Source organism: Phycicoccus sp. Soil802, from assembly GCF_001429605.1.
Lineage (GTDB): Bacteria > Actinomycetota > Actinomycetes > Actinomycetales > Dermatophilaceae > Pedococcus.
Window position 1 is genome coordinate 1 of record NZ_LMSS01000004.1, and the last position, 16730, is coordinate 16730.

The following is a 16730-nucleotide window of genomic DNA, read 5'->3' on the forward strand; positions in this document are numbered from 1 at the left end:
TGCCAGCATGGATCCACGATGCCAGCATGGATCCACGAGTACAACCACCACCGACCCCACACCGCCTGCGGGAACAAGCCACCCATCACCCGCTTGACCAACCTCTCCGGTCAGTACACCTAGCTCAGCGGAGATGGTCGCTCCGGCGACCCCGTACGTGGACTAGCGCGTGCGGTGGGCGCGCCTGCGGTCCCCTGGAACGTTGCGTCATTCGGGTCGCCGACTGGGTCACATGGCGCGTGGTAGCGGCCGATCACAGCCAGGGTGGACATGCTGGTGACACCGCGGGGTCAGCGAGTTGGGTTGCAGGCTTTTGTCTGGGGCCGGGTGGTTGAGATCTGGTGCCACTCGGCTGCGGTGAGGTCACGTCCGGTGATGGAGCAGGCAGCGGCTATCCAGTCAGCGGGGTCGAGGGTCCACAGGAGGGCGGATGCGTTGTCGCCTTGTGTGAGCAGGTGGGTGGCGTCGACGGGGGTTGCGGCTCGTTGGGCGGGGGCCTTGAGGTGGGTGCCAGCTGGTGAATCGCTGGTCAGGTTCCAGATGATGACGTCGTCGGATGCGGTCGTGATCAGGGTGCGGGAGTCGGTTGCGAACGCGATGGAGCCGATCTGTCCGTGGTGATTCCCGAGTCGCCCGGTGATTTCGGTCCAGGTGGACGTTTGCCAGAGACGTATGTGGCCGTCCAGCAGACCCGCCGCGACGAGTCGTCCGTCGGGCGAGAAGGCGAGCCCGCCGGGCGGCCCGGGGGCCCGCGCGAGCTCGTGGATGTGGCCCTTGTTGGCCAGGTCGAGGATGAGTAGGTCGCCGGCGAACGTGTTGACGGCCATGAAGCGACCGTCCGGGCTGAACGCTGATACCCCGAACGACTCCTTCAGCCCGGTCGCATAGCGGCGCGGTAGAGGTTTGAGCGTGTTGGTGTCCCAGAAGACGACGTCTCCGGAGTCCGATGGCCCGGCGATCTGTGTTCCGTCGGGTGTGAGCCTGCCACCACCGACAGTCTTGGTCTGTGCCTGGGCGATCGTCCTGCCGCCCCGGTCATAGACGCGCCAAGTGCTGGATGACTGGATACCTGTGACGGCCTTTGAGCTTTGGACCAGGACGCGGTTTCTGTCTGCGTCGGTGCTGGCAGAGTCGATGCTTTCTCCCGGCAGGAAGGTGGGGGTGCACGTAAGCTGACTGACTCCACACCAGACCCAGGCGTCGGTCTGGATGGTGTCGTCGGGGCCGCTGGGGTGCTCGTTGGCGAAGCTCACTACCCCGAGCAGCGGGCTTCCCGGGGGGGAGGTCCGGAAGTCGGCCCGTTGGTGTGAAAAGCCTTTGGGCGCCGCAGGCAGGACCAGCGGTTTGGCTAGCGGGTTGGTGCGGGTCAGGCTCCACCGGATCAGTGAGCCCTCGGAGCCGGCGCTGATCAGGTTGGCGCTGTCTCGGGTGAAGGCCAGATCGTTGACCGGGGCACCGTGACCGGTGAACTCGGCCGAGAGCTGCAGTGGTCGTGTAGTCCAGAGGCGAATAGTGCCGTCGTCTCCGGCGACGGCGAGCCGCTGACCGTCCGGTGAGAAGCTGAGGGCGTTGGTTCGCACGGCGGTGGATGCGCGCTCCTCCCTGGTTTGCAGCGTTGTACCGTCCAACAGCCTGAGGCTTCCTGACGCGTCTGCTGTGGCGACCGTTGTGCCATCGGGGCTGACAGCGACCGCGAGCTCCCCGACCCCGTTGGTCACCTGAGAGCCTTCGAGATCCTTCAGGACGGCTGTTCCGTCCGCTCGTAGCAGCGCGGATCCGTCGCCAGCATCGACTGCGACCACCCCTGAGTTCAGTACCGTCACCGCTCGCGGCCCGTCCAGGCGGATCCCCGTGAGCAAGGTTGCGACCAGTCGGTGAGTCTTGACGTCCCACGTGCTCACCGACCATCCGCCCCCTTCGCCGTCCTCACTCCCCGTCCGGAAGCCAGCAACGACGAGCCGCCCTCCGTCCTTGGTAAAGGCAAGGTGGCCGTTGATCCAGTTCTCGACGGGAAGCACGTCCGGGCTGGCAGTGGGGCGCTGCATGTCAAAGACCCGAGCTCCGCGCTCGCCGATGACGGCAAGATGCAGGCTGTCTGGGCTGAAGGCCATGTCCGAAGATTCAGGTACGACCAGCGTGGTAATCCGTCGGTTGAGGCTTTGATCGAACAGTGTGACGCCGTCCGTCGTTGCGGTGGCGACGAGCTGCCCGTTGGGGCTGACCGCGACGTTGCCGAGCCCCTTGTCGGAGACCGTGACGACGCGGGTCAAGGCCTCGTCCTGACGCAGCAGCGTGAACAGCGCGGCCCGGGTGTCGGCGTTGTCCTCGAGCCGTTGGGCCTGGGCGGCCATCAAGAGCGCCCGGTCGGCCTGGGGTTCGAGGAGCGCGGCGGCTGCCAGTCGGCGCGCGTCGGCATGGACGGCCGCGGCGCTTGCGGCGGCCCGCGCGGTCGTCGCTTTGTTGCGCTGGTCGGTCGCGACCACGGCGGTCCCAGCGGTGACGGCCACCACGGCCGCGAGCGCGGCAACGAGTGTGCGCAGGCGGCGAAGTGACCGGCGCTGCTTGCCGGCCTCGGCGGTCGCGGCGGCGACCCCGGCGCTGACGAACTCGCGTTCCAGCGGAGTCAGGTCGCGGTCATGGGTGGTGGCGAACTCTTCAGCCAGGGCAAGGCGTGGTCCTCGATACAGGTCGCCGGGGCTCCGACCTGTCGCGTCCCACTCGACCGCAGTGGGGCCGAGATGACGAAGGATCGCGCGGCCCTCGAGGTCTTCGTCCAACCATCCACGCAACCTTGCCCACTCGGTGAGCAGGGCTTCGTGGGAGACCTCCACCGTGTCCCGGTCGACCACCACGAGTCGTCGCGCCGTCAGGGCGTCCAGGACGTGGCGGCCGATGGCGTCCTGCTCGGGGGCGAGCTCGGTGATGGCGGCGCGGCGTCGGACGTACCCGACGTCCGTGTCCGCTTCGGCCAGGCGCAGCAGCATCCGGCGCGCGGCAGCTCGCCCGTCGTCGGTCAGGCTCTCGTACGTGTCTTCGGCCAGGTTGTTGATTGCGGCGCGTACTCCGCCGGCCTCCTGGTAGGCTTGGTGGGTGAGCTTGTCGCCTGAGCGCCGCTCCCACAGAGCGCGCAGTGCTGTGGACAAGAGGGGAAGGATCCCTGGTGCGTCCCCGGCGTCGGTAAGGATCCGGTTGACCAGACCGGGCTCGAGGCGCAGGCCGCACGCGACGGCGGGCTGCTCGACCACTTGGCGCAGTTCCGCCTCGTGCATTGGCGAGACATGCGACGTCGCCTCCACCAGCCGCGGGCCGACGAGACCCCAGGTGGCGCACCGGTCGAGGAAGTCTGTGCGCAGGGTGGAGATGACGCGCACATTCGGGTTGCGGACCAGGGTGTCCAGGCAGCGTCCCAGCTCTGTGGGCGATGGGTCGCCGATGGCTGTGAAGACCTCCTCGAGCTGATCTAGGAGAAGCAGCAGGGGCTGGCCGGCATCAGCCTCGGCAAGGATCTCATCGAGCTGGCCCGGACTCACTGCGCTGGGAACCAGGGGATGGACCGTCCAGCGGTCACTGTCCGGAAGCGCGCCAGCAGCCAGGCAGGGCAGCACGCCGGCCATGACCACGGACGACTTCCCCGAGCCTGAGGGGCCAGCGACCAGGACGACTCTGTGTGCGACGAGCTCGGCGAGGAGCTGCCCGACGAGCGCTTCGCGGCCGAAGAAGATTGCCTGTTCGTGTGCCGTGTAGGGGCGCATGCCCACGTACGGCGGTCGTTCGAGTCGCGGTCCGCTTCGGGCCACCGTTGACCGGGTGCGTTGAGCGTGTGCCACCTCGGACAACGTGTCGACCAGGTCGTCCTGGGCTCGGCTGAGCGCCGCCATGGGCGCCGAGAACCCCGCTGCGGCCTCATGGGCGCGGCCCTTGGCCCGGCCCACCGCCCATTCGCTGGCCAGCTCGTGGATCCGTCGGGGCCACCGATCGTGCAGACTCCCCACGAAGGCGCGAATGTCGGCTTCCGAGGCGTCCGGGTCGTACAGGCGACATACCGTGAGCGACTCGGGCACGGTGAGCTCATCCAGTCGACGTTCCTGCACAGGACCTGCGTGCGCTGACGCGAGCACCACACGCACGGGCATCGCGGCCTCGCTCGCGTCATACAGCATCACTAGGAGCGTGCGCGGTCTCACGCGCCCCACCAGAGAAGCCAGCTCGGGTGCGGCCGCCCCGGTGAGCCGCTCGACGTCATCTGCGACGAGCAGTGATGGCACCTCGTCCACACCCGTCAGCGACAGAACCTCGGTGCCACTCGCATACGAGGTGCGCACGTTCCGGGCTCGGGCGATCCGTGACAACTCCGCAGCCAAGCGTGTCTTTCCGGAGCCTTCCGGCCCCTCCAGGACGAACACCTCGCTCGGCCCCGCCTCTGCGCGGACTAACGATGCCAGCAGCGCGGACAACTCCGCCTCACGCCCAACGAACCGTGGCCCGGGCACGCTGAGCTCAGCCGGCAGCGGGGGGAGCTCCACGGCGTGGCCGAGCGCAAGAGTCGAGTCGTGATCCAGAACCGCATGGTGCAGGCCCTGCAGTTCCGGCCCAGGTTCCACACCGAGCTCATCGCGCAGGGTGTTGCGTGCGGCGCGGAAGGACGACAGGGCGTCGGCCTGTCGACCCAGTGCGTACTGGGCTCGCATCAGTTGAGCCCAGACGTGTTCCCGGAGCGGATGGACCTTGGTGAAACTAAGCAATTCGGGCAGGAGCTCGGCGTGTCTCCCGCAGGCCAGCTGCGCGTCGAACCACGCCTCTGATGCGTTTAGTCGCAGCTCCTCCAAGCGACTGATCTCCAGCCCCAAGGCCTCGGTGTCGGCCACGTCCTCGTAGGGAGAGCCGCGCCACAACCCCAGCGCCGCAGAGAGATGTTCCGACGCAAGCGCGGGATCACCATCATCGAGCTCTTGGCGGCCCGAGGAGATCAGCGAAACGAACTCATCCACGTCGATTCGCGTTGACCCGGGCACGAGTCGGTACGCCTGCCCCTCGGTCTGGATCAGATCCCGACCGAGCGCCTTCCGGAGCTGGGAGACGTACACCTGGAGCACATTTGCGGCGGTCGCCGGAATATCGTCGCCCCAGACGCCATCCACGAGCTGGTCCCTGGTCAGGGCATGTCCAGCGTTCGCCAACAAGAGCGCCAATACAGCTCGTTGCCGTTGACCACCCAGCGGCAGCGGACGACCGTCGTCCGCGATGGCGCTCAGACCACCGAACACACGAACTTCCATGGACGTTCCAGCGCTGTTGTGGTCGCCTGACGCAGTCAGTCTACGAGGCGACAGGTTGCCTCACTTCCGTCAAACGGCCTGCTACGGCTGCTTTAGCCAGTGCGCGGAACGGTCGGTGTGGGTTGTGGGCGGGCCCGTTGTCACCGTGTGTAAGCACGTGCGTGGCGTCCAACGCTATTGCCCGTTGGGCCGGGTGTTGAGGTGTGTGCCGGCGGGGGAACGGTTCGTGAGATCCCAGATGATGACGTCGTCGGAAGCAGCCGTGACTAAGCTGCCGGAGTCCGGGCCGAAGGCGACGGAGTAAATCTGTCCGTGGTGTGCTCCCACCCGCCCAGAGAGTTCGGTCCAGGTGGACGTCTGCCAGAGGCGTATGTGGCCGTCTAGCAGTCCGGCCGCGACGAGCTGTCCGTCGGGCGAGAACGCGAGCCCTCCTGGCGAGCGGGGAGCACGGGCGAACTTTCGACGCAGGGCGAGAAGGAACGCGAAGCGTGCCTTCGTCGATGGTGGGGCCGGGACCGCGTACAGCGGCCGGTCGTACGGCGCTGCGCTCATGGTGCTGTTCCCTCTTTCAGTTGCCGTTTCGGTGGACGGGTGGTCGCCTGTGAACGGCTTGCCTTACATGTCACCGTCAGACAGTTCATTCGATCGCGCACGTTGGGTCAACGAGACGATGGTGGCAAGCCCAAAGTGTCACCGGACCGGCCGCAGGCGAAGCTCTGCACGGCATCCCGATAGCGCCTTCCGGTCCCTGCTCGTCTTAGCACGCACGACTTCAGCGGTCCTTCAGCGCGGTCTTGCACCGTTGAGGCGTGAGGTCCTGCGGTAGCCATTCGACTGCGAAAGAGGAATCGACAATGAACACCGACACAGATTTCAAGACTCAGGGGAGGACCCTCGGGCGCAAGAGGCGCGTCATCGGTGGCCGCTGCGTGGTTGCGGCTGGGGCGTGTCTGGCGGCCTTGGTGGCCCTGCTTGGGATGTCCGCAGCCCCGGCCAGCGCGACGCCGATCAACACTGGGTGGGGCGTTGTGTACGCAGACCTGACCTGCCCCTCCAGCGCGGCGGGCTCCTCGGTCCGGCTGGATATGCCCGTCGTCGACTTCCAGTACGCCCGGGTGACTCAGGACGGAATTCGGGACTGGGCGAAGTTCGACTGGTGGGTGAACAAGGGCGCTGGGTGGTATTACGACGGCAGCACTCACGCCTTCTATAACGACGACTACTACGTGGGAAACCCATTGTCGAACTACTGGCATGACGGTGTGACCGGCGCTTACATCAACAAGTCCATTATCCGCCCCTACCCGGCCGGGACGAGGGTCGCCGCGAGACTGTGGTTCGCTTCTGGGGCAGACATGGCCAGAACCTACGACTGGACGTGGTGGACATGGGCGCACACCAACGGGTCGCTCGGCTCGTACTGGTGGGACTGGAACTGCATGATGCCGGCGTACACCACCACCAATGTCGGCGGGAGCTGCCCATCCGGTATGTATGGGTGCCCAGCATCAGCTATCCCGGCAGCTCGCATATTCAGCCGGGAGGGCTAAAGGGGAGCATGCTCGCGTGGGACGTCGAGCGGCCCCGTCCTTTCGAGGGGAGGACGGGGCCGCTGCCGTGATCGTCGTGCGCAGCGCGAGTTGCTCCCCTTCGGGTCTTCGAGTCAATTGGTCGCCCGGCGCCCAAACCTGGCCCTTCCCGTCTGAGCCGGCAGCAGCCTTGAGTGCGATCACGGCGCAGTGCCAGGTCGGCCCGGTGCGACAGCGACCGCGCAGACTGGACTCGGGCCACCGCGGCGACCGACCCCGGGGCACTGGCTCACCACGGTCAGCCGCCCGTTCTCGAGCAGACGGGCAGGATGCACAGGCCGCGGCCAGGATGTCTAGTGCCGCGGGCCGAACCGCACACCGTCAGATCCTAAGTCGGACGCTTGATCCGCAAGGCTGCTATGGCAACTCCGCCGGGGGTCGGCCAGACGCCGTCAGCAGGTCGAACAGCTGCCGGGCCGGTCTGACGGAGGTATCGCTCCGGTGCTGGCATCCACACGTTCGAGACATGCAGCATCTTGAGCGCAACGGAGACCCTGAACGACGTGTTGTACCGGTGCGCGGGTACTCCGAGCAGGCCAATGACCAGACGTGTCTTCCAGGCGGGGAGGTGTAGCCAAATGTGTAACCGGGAGGTGGCGGGACGGCCTGATACGCCGTGCGACGACCGGGACGCGCAGGGGAGACTCCGTGCGGCAGGAGTTGGTGCGGGACGTGTGAGACGTGGGCAGGGCTGGCTCATAACCCGGAGGTCGCAGGTTCAAATCCTGCCCCCGCTACCAACGCGTCACACACAGAAGGCCCGGACCACTGGTCCGGGCCTTCTGCTGTCGCGTCCATGGCGCTGGGCGCTGGCCTGGCCTGCCGCTTCCCGCGAGCTAACCGAGCAGGCGTTCCTCGAGGAAGGCTGCGATCGCCCATGCCCCGTCGGTGGTGTTCGACAGGACGGTCCACGTGGCGCCGGTGGACGGGTCGTGGACGCTGCGGAACCCGACCCCCGCGTCACAGCCGTCGAGGAAGACCACGTCCCGCTCCCGGTGGATCCAGAAGCCCAAGCCGTAGCGACGGCCCTCCGTCGGCACGTCGCTCCGTGGTCGCACCATCTCGTGCACCCAAGGCATGGGGACGATCCGCCCTGCGAACAGTCTGGTCCAGAAGCGGTCGAGGTCCTCGGCGGTCGTGTACATGCCGCCGTCGCCGCTGCCGAGGACGGGCAGGTGCAACACGTTCGTGCGCAGCCCGTCGGGGCCCAGGTAACCGCGGGCGACGCCCGCTGGGAGCTCGTCACCGCGCAGGTATGCCGTGGTCCATGGCAGCGGGGCCACACACCTTCTCCGCCACAAGGGTGGGGAAGGGCGTGCCGGTGACGCGCTCGGCCAGGAGCGCGAGCACGACGTAGCCGCTGTTGTTGTAGGAGAACCGCTCGCCCGGTGCGAACTTCGTGGGATATCCCTCGAGCGCGCTGACGTAGGACTCGGTCGTCGCAAGCTGGTGGACGGGCACCGGCATGACGTAGTCGGTGGGATCGAAGTCGGCCTCTTCGTCGAGGTAGTCCCCGATGCCGGATCGGTGCGCGAGCAGGTGCTCGACGGTGACCCGATCGTCGATCTCCGGCAGGCTGTCGCCAAGGAGCGACCGCGCAGTGGTGCTCAGCGAGAGCCGACCCTCGTCGACCAGGGCCACGACGGTGAGTGCCGTGAAGGCCTTGCAGCCGCTGGCGGTCCCGAACTGCGTGGTCAGCGTGTTGGCCGCTCGGAAGGCTCGTTCTGCGAGACCGAAGGCTTGGGCCACCTCGGTCTGGCCGCCGCGGTCGACGCGGACCACACCCGAGAAGCCCTCGTCCTCAGCGCGTCGGGCGAGGGCGTCCCCGAGCGACTCCATCACCCGAAGGTACTGGAGCCTTCGGTCACCTCGGCTTGGCGTAGGCCGCGACGCCCGTGTCGACCAGGACGCACGGCTCGTCGCCGACCGTCCAGGCGTCGTGTCCGGGGTCGATGTCCACGACGTCGCCCGGGCCGACCTCCAGCTCGCTGCCGTCGTCGAACCGGACCGTCATCTGCCCGGACAGGCAGAGGCCGGTGTGGTGCGTCTGGCAGGAGTCGGTGCCTGCGATCGGCTTGACGTCGTCGGACCAGCGCCAGCCCGGCTCGAACACGCCGCGGCCGAGCGTGAAACCGCCGAGCGTGACCACATCCATGTGGCCGTGGTCCTTGAAGGGCCGGCGCTCGTGCGGAGCTTCGATGTTCTGCTTGTCGGTCATGGTGACCTCCGGATGGTCGTGCGGTGGGGTGGGAGAGCAGGGCCGGGCGACAGGCGTCAGCCGATCGTGGCCCGGAAGGCGATCCCCTCGCCGGCGATGCCGGCCGACTCCTCGATGGGGAGGATGGGTTTGGCCGTGAACCGCAGCCAGGGGGTGAACGCGCTCACCGCCCGTGCCAGGGTCGCGGCGCTGTCCACCTCGATGAGGGCGACACCGCCGTCCCCGTCGGCGAAGCCGTAGAACGCCTGGAAGTCGGCGCCGGGTGGCGGCTTCCAGCCCTGGAACACCGCCAAGGCGCGGGCGCCGCCTGCTTCGCTGGCATCGGCCCACTCCCACACGACGTGCATCAACATGATCCGCAACCTCCAGTCCGGGTCGGATCCGGGTGACGCCGGGGTGACGTCCCCCGTTGCAGACGCCGCGGCCCCTGCCACAGCTGACGTCGCTCTCAGGGTCGTCCCGACCACCCGAGGAAGCCACCGGCAAAAGAGTGAGGGCCCACAGCCCGGCCCCAGCCCTGGCGTCGCTGGCTACTGGCCGGTGACCCACTCGGCGTAGAAGAGCCCCAGACCGGAGACCACGCAGATGCCGGCGATGATCCAGAACCGGATGACGATGGTGATCTCGGCCCACCCGATCATCTCGAAGTGGTGGTGGATGGGGGCGATCCGGAAGACCCGCTTCCCGGTCAGCTTGAAGCTGGCGACCTGGATGACGACCGACATGGTGATCATCACGAACAGGCCCCCGAGGATGACCAGCAGCAGCTCGGTGCGGGTCAGGATCGCCATACCCGCCAGGGCGGCGCCGAGGGACAGCGACCCCGTGTCGCCCATGATGATGCTGGCGGGGGAGGCGTTCCACCACAGGAACCCGAAGCAGGCTCCGGCGATGGCGCAGGCGACCACGGCGAGGTCGAGCCCGTCCCGCACGTCGTAGCAGCCGGGGCCGGGGGCGATGGCGCAGGCTTGGTTGTACTGCCACAGGGCAATGCCGCTGTAGGCGCCGAAGACCATGACCGACGCACCGGTGGCCAGTCCGTCGAGCCCGTCGGTGATGTTGACGCCGTTCGAGGCGCCGCTGATCAACACGTTGGCCCACAGGATGAACAGGACCAGCCCGAGCGCCGGACCAGCCACCGCGAGGTCGACGGGGGTGTCCCGGATGAACGAGATCGCGGTGGACGCCGAGGCGTGCCCGGAGCCGTCGGTCACGAGCAGGGCGAGGACGGCGAAGGCCACGGTCACGAGGGTCTGGCCGAGGAGCTTCTGCTTCGACGTGAGCCCGAGGCTGCGCGCCTTCGAGATCTTCGTGTAGTCGTCGAGGAAGCCGACCAGCCCCATCCCGACCAGCAGGAAGAGCACGAGCAGCGCGCTGAGGGAGAGTCGACCCGGCGCGACCGCGATGGCGCCACTGGAGCTCACCGCGACGAGGACCAGGTGGGAGACGAAGTAGCCGACCACGGTGGCGCCGATGATCACCGCGCCGCCCATCGTGGGTTTTCCCCGCTTGTAGTGGTGCTGGGTGAGGTCGTCCCGGATGAACTGGCCGTACTGACGCCGGACCAGGAACCGGGTGAAGAACGGGGTGCCGAGCAGCGCCACAGCCATCGAGATCCCGCCGGCGAGCAGGACGTTGACCATCAGCTTCCCTTCGTGTGCCACCGGCCAACCGGGACCCGCCGTCCGAGCGGTCCTGCCGGATGGGGCAACCCGCGACGCGCCCCCGCTGCGCCGGCTGCCCTGCTGGTCCTCAAACCTAGGCGACGGCGCGAAGGCCGACCGCCTCGACGCGCCGATGCCGACTCGCGCCCGACGTGTTGCCACCAGTGCCTCACCGAGGCCGGGAAGACAGGGCTCCGTGAGGGCCTGGTGGCAGGAAGTCGGAAGGGGTCAGGCGGGCAGACGCTCGGCCAGGTACTCCGCCAGGGTCTCGAGGTGGTCCCCTTCGAGGGCGCCTTCACTGCGGACCAACGCCGGGAGACCGGTCTTGCCGGTGACCTGGACGCCGTCGACCTCGAGGTCGGCATCGGTCGGCACAGCGGCGTCGACGAAGCACATGACACCGACCACCGGCACCGCGGACAGCCCGACCTCGTCGAGCAGCGCGCGCACGATCTCGACCCGCCCCTGCGTCGCGGTCACGGTCGACGTCATGGGGCGACCGCCGACGAGCAGCTCACGGGCCACCGGAGCCGGCTCGTCGGCGGGACGCACCTCCACAGAGGCGTTCTTGGCGCGCACGACGTCGATGACGTAGACGCCACCAGCCCCCACAGCGAGGTGCGCGATGCGGCCGCGCCGACCCGGCATGTGCCGGTCGTGCAGCGACAGGACGCCGGCGTCGGCCGCGGCGTCCAGGATGGCCCGGGTGGCGCCGTCGGGGGTGCCGGTCACGCCGGGGTCCCGACCGCGGGAGGCGCGCAGCGCCAGCAGCCCGGCGGGCAGGAAGGTGCGGCGTCGGTGCGACGGGCCGACGATCGCGACGGCCTCGTGCGACACGGCGATGACGGAGGGCGCGGGCTCAGGAGCCTCGGCCGCGGCGGCGTCCACGGGAGGAGCCGGGGCGACGGGAGCGGTCTCCACCGGAGCACTGGGAGGAGTCTCTGCCGCCGGAGCGGGGGGAGGGGTCTCTGCCACCGGGGCAGCCGGCGCAGCTGGCACTGGTGTGGGAACGGGGGACTCGACCTCCGCTGCGCGAAGAGCGTCCTCCTCGACCGGTGACGGCGGGGCGAACTGCACGACCACCGGCGGCACCGCTGGCTCGACGCGACCCGGACCCACGGGGGCAGCGGGCGGCAGGTCGACGGTGATGCCGGCCGAACGCTGCCACGCGGGCAGCTTGCTCGGCGTGGACGGCCCCCAGTCCGGGGGGATGACGACGGAGACAGGCTCGGGCAGCGGCACGGACAGGTCCGCGTCCTGGCCCGGGGCCGGCGCCTCGTAGTAGACGCTCAGGATGTCCTCGTCAGGAGCCGTGGAGAACGCAGCCACGCACGAGAGGCACACCACCAGGCCCGACCGACGCGTCGAGCCCGCGCGCTCGCCGGCCGCGACGACCTGTCCGCATGCGCACACACCAGCCTCCTTCAGCCGGACGACCACTGGGACCATGCCCCCCACCCCCTCGGTTTGGGTTCTGGATCGCCAATATGGCCCCGAACGGGCGGCGCTGCGGGCGAAACGGTGCCAAGGGGGCAGATTTGTCCATCCCTCGGTATACGTTCGGTGGAGTCGGGTAAGGACTCCCCCAGTTCGGCTGCGAGATCCGGGTCGCCAGCGTAAAATCACGCGACGTCCGCGCGGGGGACGCCACAGAGCCGTTCCAAACTCACAGAGTCCTTCGAAACACCGGTCCGTCCGGCACGACGCCGGACCGCACTGCTACCAGGTGACTTCCTTGCACCCGGTGTGCGTGTCGGGCTCCACCTGGAGGGTGGCGTGCTCGACCCCGAACTGCGAGCGCATCACCTGCATGGCGCGGTCGAGCACCCCGTGGGCGTCGGCGCTCTCGGAGGTCACCAGGTGGGCGGTGGCGACGTTCATGCCCGAGGTCAGGGTCCACAGGTGCAGGTCGTGGACGTCGATGACCCCGTCGACCCCGGCGAGGGCGCGCGCCACGGTCTCGGCCTCCATGCCGGCCGGGGCGTGCTGCCCGAGGACACCCAGGACCTCGCGACCCAGCTGCACGGCCCGCACCGCGACGAAGGCAGCGATCGCCAGCGCGATGGCCGTGTCCCACCAGGCGCTGCCCGTGGCCGCCACCAGCGCCCCGGCAACGATCACACCGACCGATCCCAGGGTGTCGGCCACCACCTCGAGGTACGCGCCCTTGACGTTGAGCGACTCGGCCGCCCCGCCGCGCAGCAAGCTCAGGCAGGCGACGTTGACGACCAGACCGATGGCCCCGACGACGAGCATCGCGCCCGTGGCGACGTCGGGGGAGTCGCCGATCCGGCCGAGTGCCTCGACGACGATGTAGCCGGCCACGCCGAGCATGAGCAGGACCGCGAGCCCGGAGGCGAACACCTCGGCGCGGTAGGAGCCGAACGTGCGGCGCCCGCTGCTGTCGGGCCGCGCCGCGATGCGGGTGGCGACGAGCGCCGCGCCCAGCGCGACCACGTCGGCCGCCATGTGGCCCGCATCGCTCAGCAGCGCGAGCGACCCCGACACCAGCCCGGTGACCAGCTCGACGACGAAGAAGCCGGCGACCAGCACGAAGGCCGTCCGCAGCCGCCACCGGTGCGTCGCCCCGGGGTGCCCGTGCGCGTGACTGCTCACTGGGTCGCGGCCGGAGAGGTGGGCTCGGCTGCGAGGGGTCCGCTCACGCAGCGCATGCGTCGATCCTATGCCAGCACACGGGACGGCCCGGCCGGCCGCGCGGGGCGGTGCAGGTATGCCGCGTGGTGGCCACGCGGCATACCCCCGGCTCGCGGCTGCTCGCCCCGCGACCCGGCGTCGGCAGCGCGGCGTTCGCTGCGCAGGCATGCGGCGCGGTACCATCGACGCGTACCGGCTCCCGGCCGTACCGCACTTCTGGCGCCGACTCGGTTCAGCGCCTGGCGGGCCCCGCGACCGCAGGTCGTCGGTTGCACGCCGTGGGCGCGCCGTCGGGGACGGCACGTCGATCCGTCCCAGCACCATGGGACGAGCAAGGAACGGCCTCCAGGCCGTTCCATCCCGGTGTCCACACCGTCACACACGGGGTGGCCCGTCGTTCGCTCGGCCCGCACGTCGCGGGCATCCTTCAGGAGGAGTACTTGGCTCAGCGAGGCCAGCGCCAGTCCGGCGGTCAGCGACCCGCGCAGCGCACCCAGCGCCGCGGGCGTGCGCTCGACAACGAGGGGATCATCCCCGTGCTGGCTCGCGCCGTGCGCGAGGTCGAGACCGACGCCCAGCGCGGTCGGGTCAAGCCCTCCGGACGCGCCAAGTTCCAGGTCGTCGCGCTCCTCGTGCGCGAGGAGCGCGCCAGGGTCAAGGCCGACACCACCGTCACCGTCGCCGAGCGCGACGGACAGCTCAAGCGGCTCGATGGCGTCGCGACGATCCTGGCCAAGACCGCCGCCCGCGACACCTCATTGCTGGCCCTGCTGGCCGAGGACGCCGTCGTGAGCGACGCCGCGGCGACGCTGCGACGCGACATGCTCCGCGCCGCCGGCCTCGAGGCCGAGCCCGAAGAGGTCGAGGAGGAGGCTCCCGAGGGCCTCGCCCCAGCGCCCGAGCGCCGCGCCGTGCCCCAGTCGGTCGTCGCCCGCCAGCTCGCGAACCCGTTCCTGGCTCCCGACTTCAGTGCCGTCGCCCCCCGCAAGCCCACGACCGGACGGCTGGCCAGCTGGGAGCTGCTCGGTCCGCTCTTCCGGGCGTTCGAGTACGGCGGCGACTCCTCCTGCATGCCCCTGCCCGAACCCACCAGCGTCCTGCGCGGCGCCGGTGAGCTGCAGCTGATGCGGCACCAGGGTCAGGTCGTCGCTGCGGCCGCCGCCGGCCACCGCAGCTTCCTGCTCGCCGACGAGCCGGGTCTCGGCAAGACCGCACAGGCCCTGCTGGCCGCCAGCGCTGCCGACGCCTACCCGCTGCTCGTCGTGGTCCCGAACGTGGTCAAGGCCAACTGGGCCCACGAGGCCGAGCTGTGGACTCCGGGCCACCCGGCCACCGTGATCCACGGCAACGGCGACACCATCGACGGGTTCGCCGACATCGTGGTGGTCAACTACGAGGTCCTCGACCGGCACGTGGGGTGGCTCGGCGACCTCGGCTTCCGCGGCATGGTCGTCGACGAGGCGCACTTCATCAAGAACAAGACGTCGCAGCGCTCGCAGCACGTCCTGCAGCTGGCCGACCGGATCCGCCAGCGCACCCCCAACCCGCTCCTCATGGCGCTGACGGGCACGCCGCTCATCAACGACATCGAGGACTTCAAGGCCATCTGGCAGTTCCTCGGCTGGATCGACGACAAGAAGCCGCGGCACGCCCTCATGGCGGCCCTCGAGGAGACCGGCCTGACGCCGGCCGACTCCGGCTTCTACACCGCGGCTCGCACCAGCGTCATCGAGCAGGGCATCGTCCGGCGGCGCAAGGTCGACGTCGCCGCCGACATCCCGGCCCGTCGCGTGGCCGACCTGCCGGTCGAGCTCGACGACGACGCCGGACGGTCCATCCGCGCCGCCGAGCAGGAGCTGGCCCGCCGACTGGTCAAGCGCTACCACGCAGCCGTCGCGGCCCGCACCGCCGGTCCGGACGTCGAGGGGATCGACCACGACCTCGTGCGTCGGGTCGCGACGTGGGAGCGCGAGGAGGGCAGCAAGGCCAAGTCGGGCGACAACGTCTTCACCGTCATGCGTCGCATCGGCCAGGCCAAGGCCGGGCTCGCCGCCGACTACGCGGGCCAGCTCGCCCGCAGCGTCGGCAAGGTCGTCTTCTTCGCCAAGCACATCGACGTCATGGACGTGGCCGAGGAGACGTTCGCGCGACGTGGCATGAAGTACTCCTCGATCCGCGGCGACCAGACCGCGAAGGTCCGCAAGGCCAACATCGACGCGTTCATCAACGACCCCGAGGTCGCGGTCGTCGTGTGTTCGCTGACGGCGGCCGGGGTCGGCCTCAACCTCCAGGTCGCGTCCAACGTCGTGCTCGCCGAGCTGTCCTGGACTGCCGCCGAGCAGACCCAGGCCATCGACCGCGTCCACCGGATCGGTCAGGCCGAGCCGGTCACCGCCTGGCGGATCATCGCCGCGCAGACCATCGACGCCAAGATCGCCCAGCTGATCGACACCAAGGCTGGGCTGGCGGCCCGGGCGCTGGACGGCTCCGACGAGGAGGTTGGCTCCTCCGCCGACGTCCAGCTGGAGGCGCTGGTCGCGCTGCTCACCGATGCGCTCACGGAGGAGCTCGGTGCCGCCGACGCCGACGCCGACGCCTTGGACGCCATCGCCCTGGCGGGCCCGACGACGAAGCCGTCGCAGTCGGCGGCGCCGACCGCCCCCGCCCCGGTGCTCGACCTGTTCTCGACCACCGAGCTGTCTGCCACCCAGTAGCCGCCCTCGGCTCGGCCACTCGTCGGGCCTCACCCCGGCCAGCGGTTCCGGGTGACCTGCCCGCCGATGACCGACGCGGTCATCACCACGGGTCCGTCGCGCAGCTGGTAGAGCTCGTACTCACCCTCGGTCACCGAGGGGTAGACCAGCGAGTGCACGACGCCCGCACCGTCGGGACGGGCCACCACCCCCACGTGTGGGTATGCCGCGTGGGCGGGGTCCGCCTCCTGGCCGGCGGTCCCAGCGTGGTCGTGGTCGTGGTGATCGCTGTCGTGGTGGTGGTGGTGCTCGTGGTGGTCGTCGCCGTCGGTGTGGCGGTGTCCCTGCGTCGTCGGTCCCGCGGCGGTCGCGCCAGCGGCGGTCGCGCCGGCGGCGGTCGCGCCGGCGGGGCGCAGCTCCACCTCCAGGCCGTCGGTCTCCGGTGGCATGACGACCACGAGGGCCCCCACGTCGCCACCGATGTCGAGCAGCACCGGTCCCTGACCGGCATACGGGTTCTCCATCGTTCCGCCCATGGCGGCCTCCTGGCTGTTCGTGTTCCTACTGTTCGCGCTGTGCTCGGGCGGTCACCCGAGGAGGTCGTGGCGGCGGCCGCTGGTGGACCCGGCCGCCGC

The 16730-nt window shown here is 69.5% G+C and carries 11 protein-coding genes and 1 pseudogene; 3 read left to right on the plus strand and 9 right to left on the minus strand.

Features of this window, described 5'->3' with window-relative positions; translation table 11 throughout:
- Window positions 1-123 (plus strand): integrase core domain-containing protein (locus ASG91_RS20185; protein WP_157606262.1); only part of this gene is annotated, 123 nt, incomplete at its 5' end.
- Between the two features lie 167 nt (window positions 124-290).
- Here the strand turns inward: ASG91_RS20185 and ASG91_RS09115 are convergent.
- Window positions 291-5276 (minus strand): BTAD domain-containing putative transcriptional regulator, encoded by a 4986-nt coding sequence (locus tag ASG91_RS09115; RefSeq protein ID WP_082594057.1) that lies wholly within the window; start codon window positions 5274-5276, stop codon window positions 291-293.
- Window positions 5277-5450: 174 nt separating this feature from the next.
- Window positions 5451-5828, minus strand: coding sequence for a hypothetical protein (locus ASG91_RS21450; RefSeq protein ID WP_082594058.1), 378 nt, complete (start codon window positions 5826-5828; stop codon window positions 5451-5453).
- A 302-nt stretch (window positions 5829-6130) separates the two neighbouring features.
- On the opposite strand from ASG91_RS21450, the gene ASG91_RS09120 reads away from it, so the two are divergent.
- Window positions 6131-6826 carry a hypothetical protein gene (locus tag ASG91_RS09120; RefSeq protein WP_056922345.1) on the plus strand — a complete coding sequence of 232 codons (696 nt, stop codon included), beginning with the start codon at window positions 6131-6133 and terminating at the stop codon, window positions 6824-6826.
- 875 nt (window positions 6827-7701) lie between these two features.
- Here ASG91_RS09120 and ASG91_RS09125 read toward each other — a convergent pair.
- The 6 genes and pseudogenes from ASG91_RS09125 to ASG91_RS09150 form a co-directional block, all read right to left on the minus strand.
- Window positions 7702-8704: pseudogene (locus ASG91_RS09125) on the minus strand (serine hydrolase domain-containing protein).
- 25 nt (window positions 8705-8729) lie between these two features.
- On the minus strand, window positions 8730-9083 hold the full coding sequence (locus tag ASG91_RS09130; protein ID WP_056922346.1) for a cupin domain-containing protein: 354 nt from the start codon (window positions 9081-9083) through the stop codon (window positions 8730-8732).
- Between the two features lie 56 nt (window positions 9084-9139).
- Complete coding sequence (locus tag ASG91_RS09135) at window positions 9140-9436, minus strand: DUF3303 domain-containing protein (RefSeq protein ID WP_056922347.1); 297 nt, start codon at window positions 9434-9436, stop codon at window positions 9140-9142.
- Window positions 9437-9613: 177 nt separating this feature from the next.
- Window positions 9614-10726: a phospho-N-acetylmuramoyl-pentapeptide-transferase gene (mraY, locus tag ASG91_RS09140; protein WP_056922705.1), complete on the minus strand. Its 1113-nt coding sequence runs from the start codon at window positions 10724-10726 to the stop codon at window positions 9614-9616.
- 249 nt (window positions 10727-10975) lie between these two features.
- Window positions 10976-12160, minus strand: a complete 1185-nt coding sequence (locus ASG91_RS09145) for a hypothetical protein (RefSeq protein ID WP_157606264.1) — start codon at window positions 12158-12160, stop codon at window positions 10976-10978.
- A 306-nt stretch (window positions 12161-12466) separates the two neighbouring features.
- The gene (locus tag ASG91_RS09150) at window positions 12467-13363 is read right to left on the minus strand and encodes a cation diffusion facilitator family transporter (RefSeq protein WP_056922349.1); all 897 of its coding nucleotides are present in this window, start codon (window positions 13361-13363) and stop codon (window positions 12467-12469) included.
- A gap of 479 nt (window positions 13364-13842) precedes the next feature.
- Here ASG91_RS09150 and ASG91_RS09155 point away from each other — a divergent pair, with 479 nt between their 5' ends.
- Window positions 13843-16116: a DEAD/DEAH box helicase gene (locus tag ASG91_RS09155; protein ID WP_082594092.1), complete on the plus strand. Its 2274-nt coding sequence runs from the start codon at window positions 13843-13845 to the stop codon at window positions 16114-16116.
- 29 nt (window positions 16117-16145) lie between these two features.
- On the opposite strand, the gene ASG91_RS09160 is transcribed toward ASG91_RS09155, so the two are convergent.
- Window positions 16146-16631: a hypothetical protein gene (locus ASG91_RS09160; RefSeq protein WP_056922350.1), complete on the minus strand. Its 486-nt coding sequence runs from the start codon at window positions 16629-16631 to the stop codon at window positions 16146-16148.
- Between the last annotated feature and the right edge of the window lie 99 nt (window positions 16632-16730).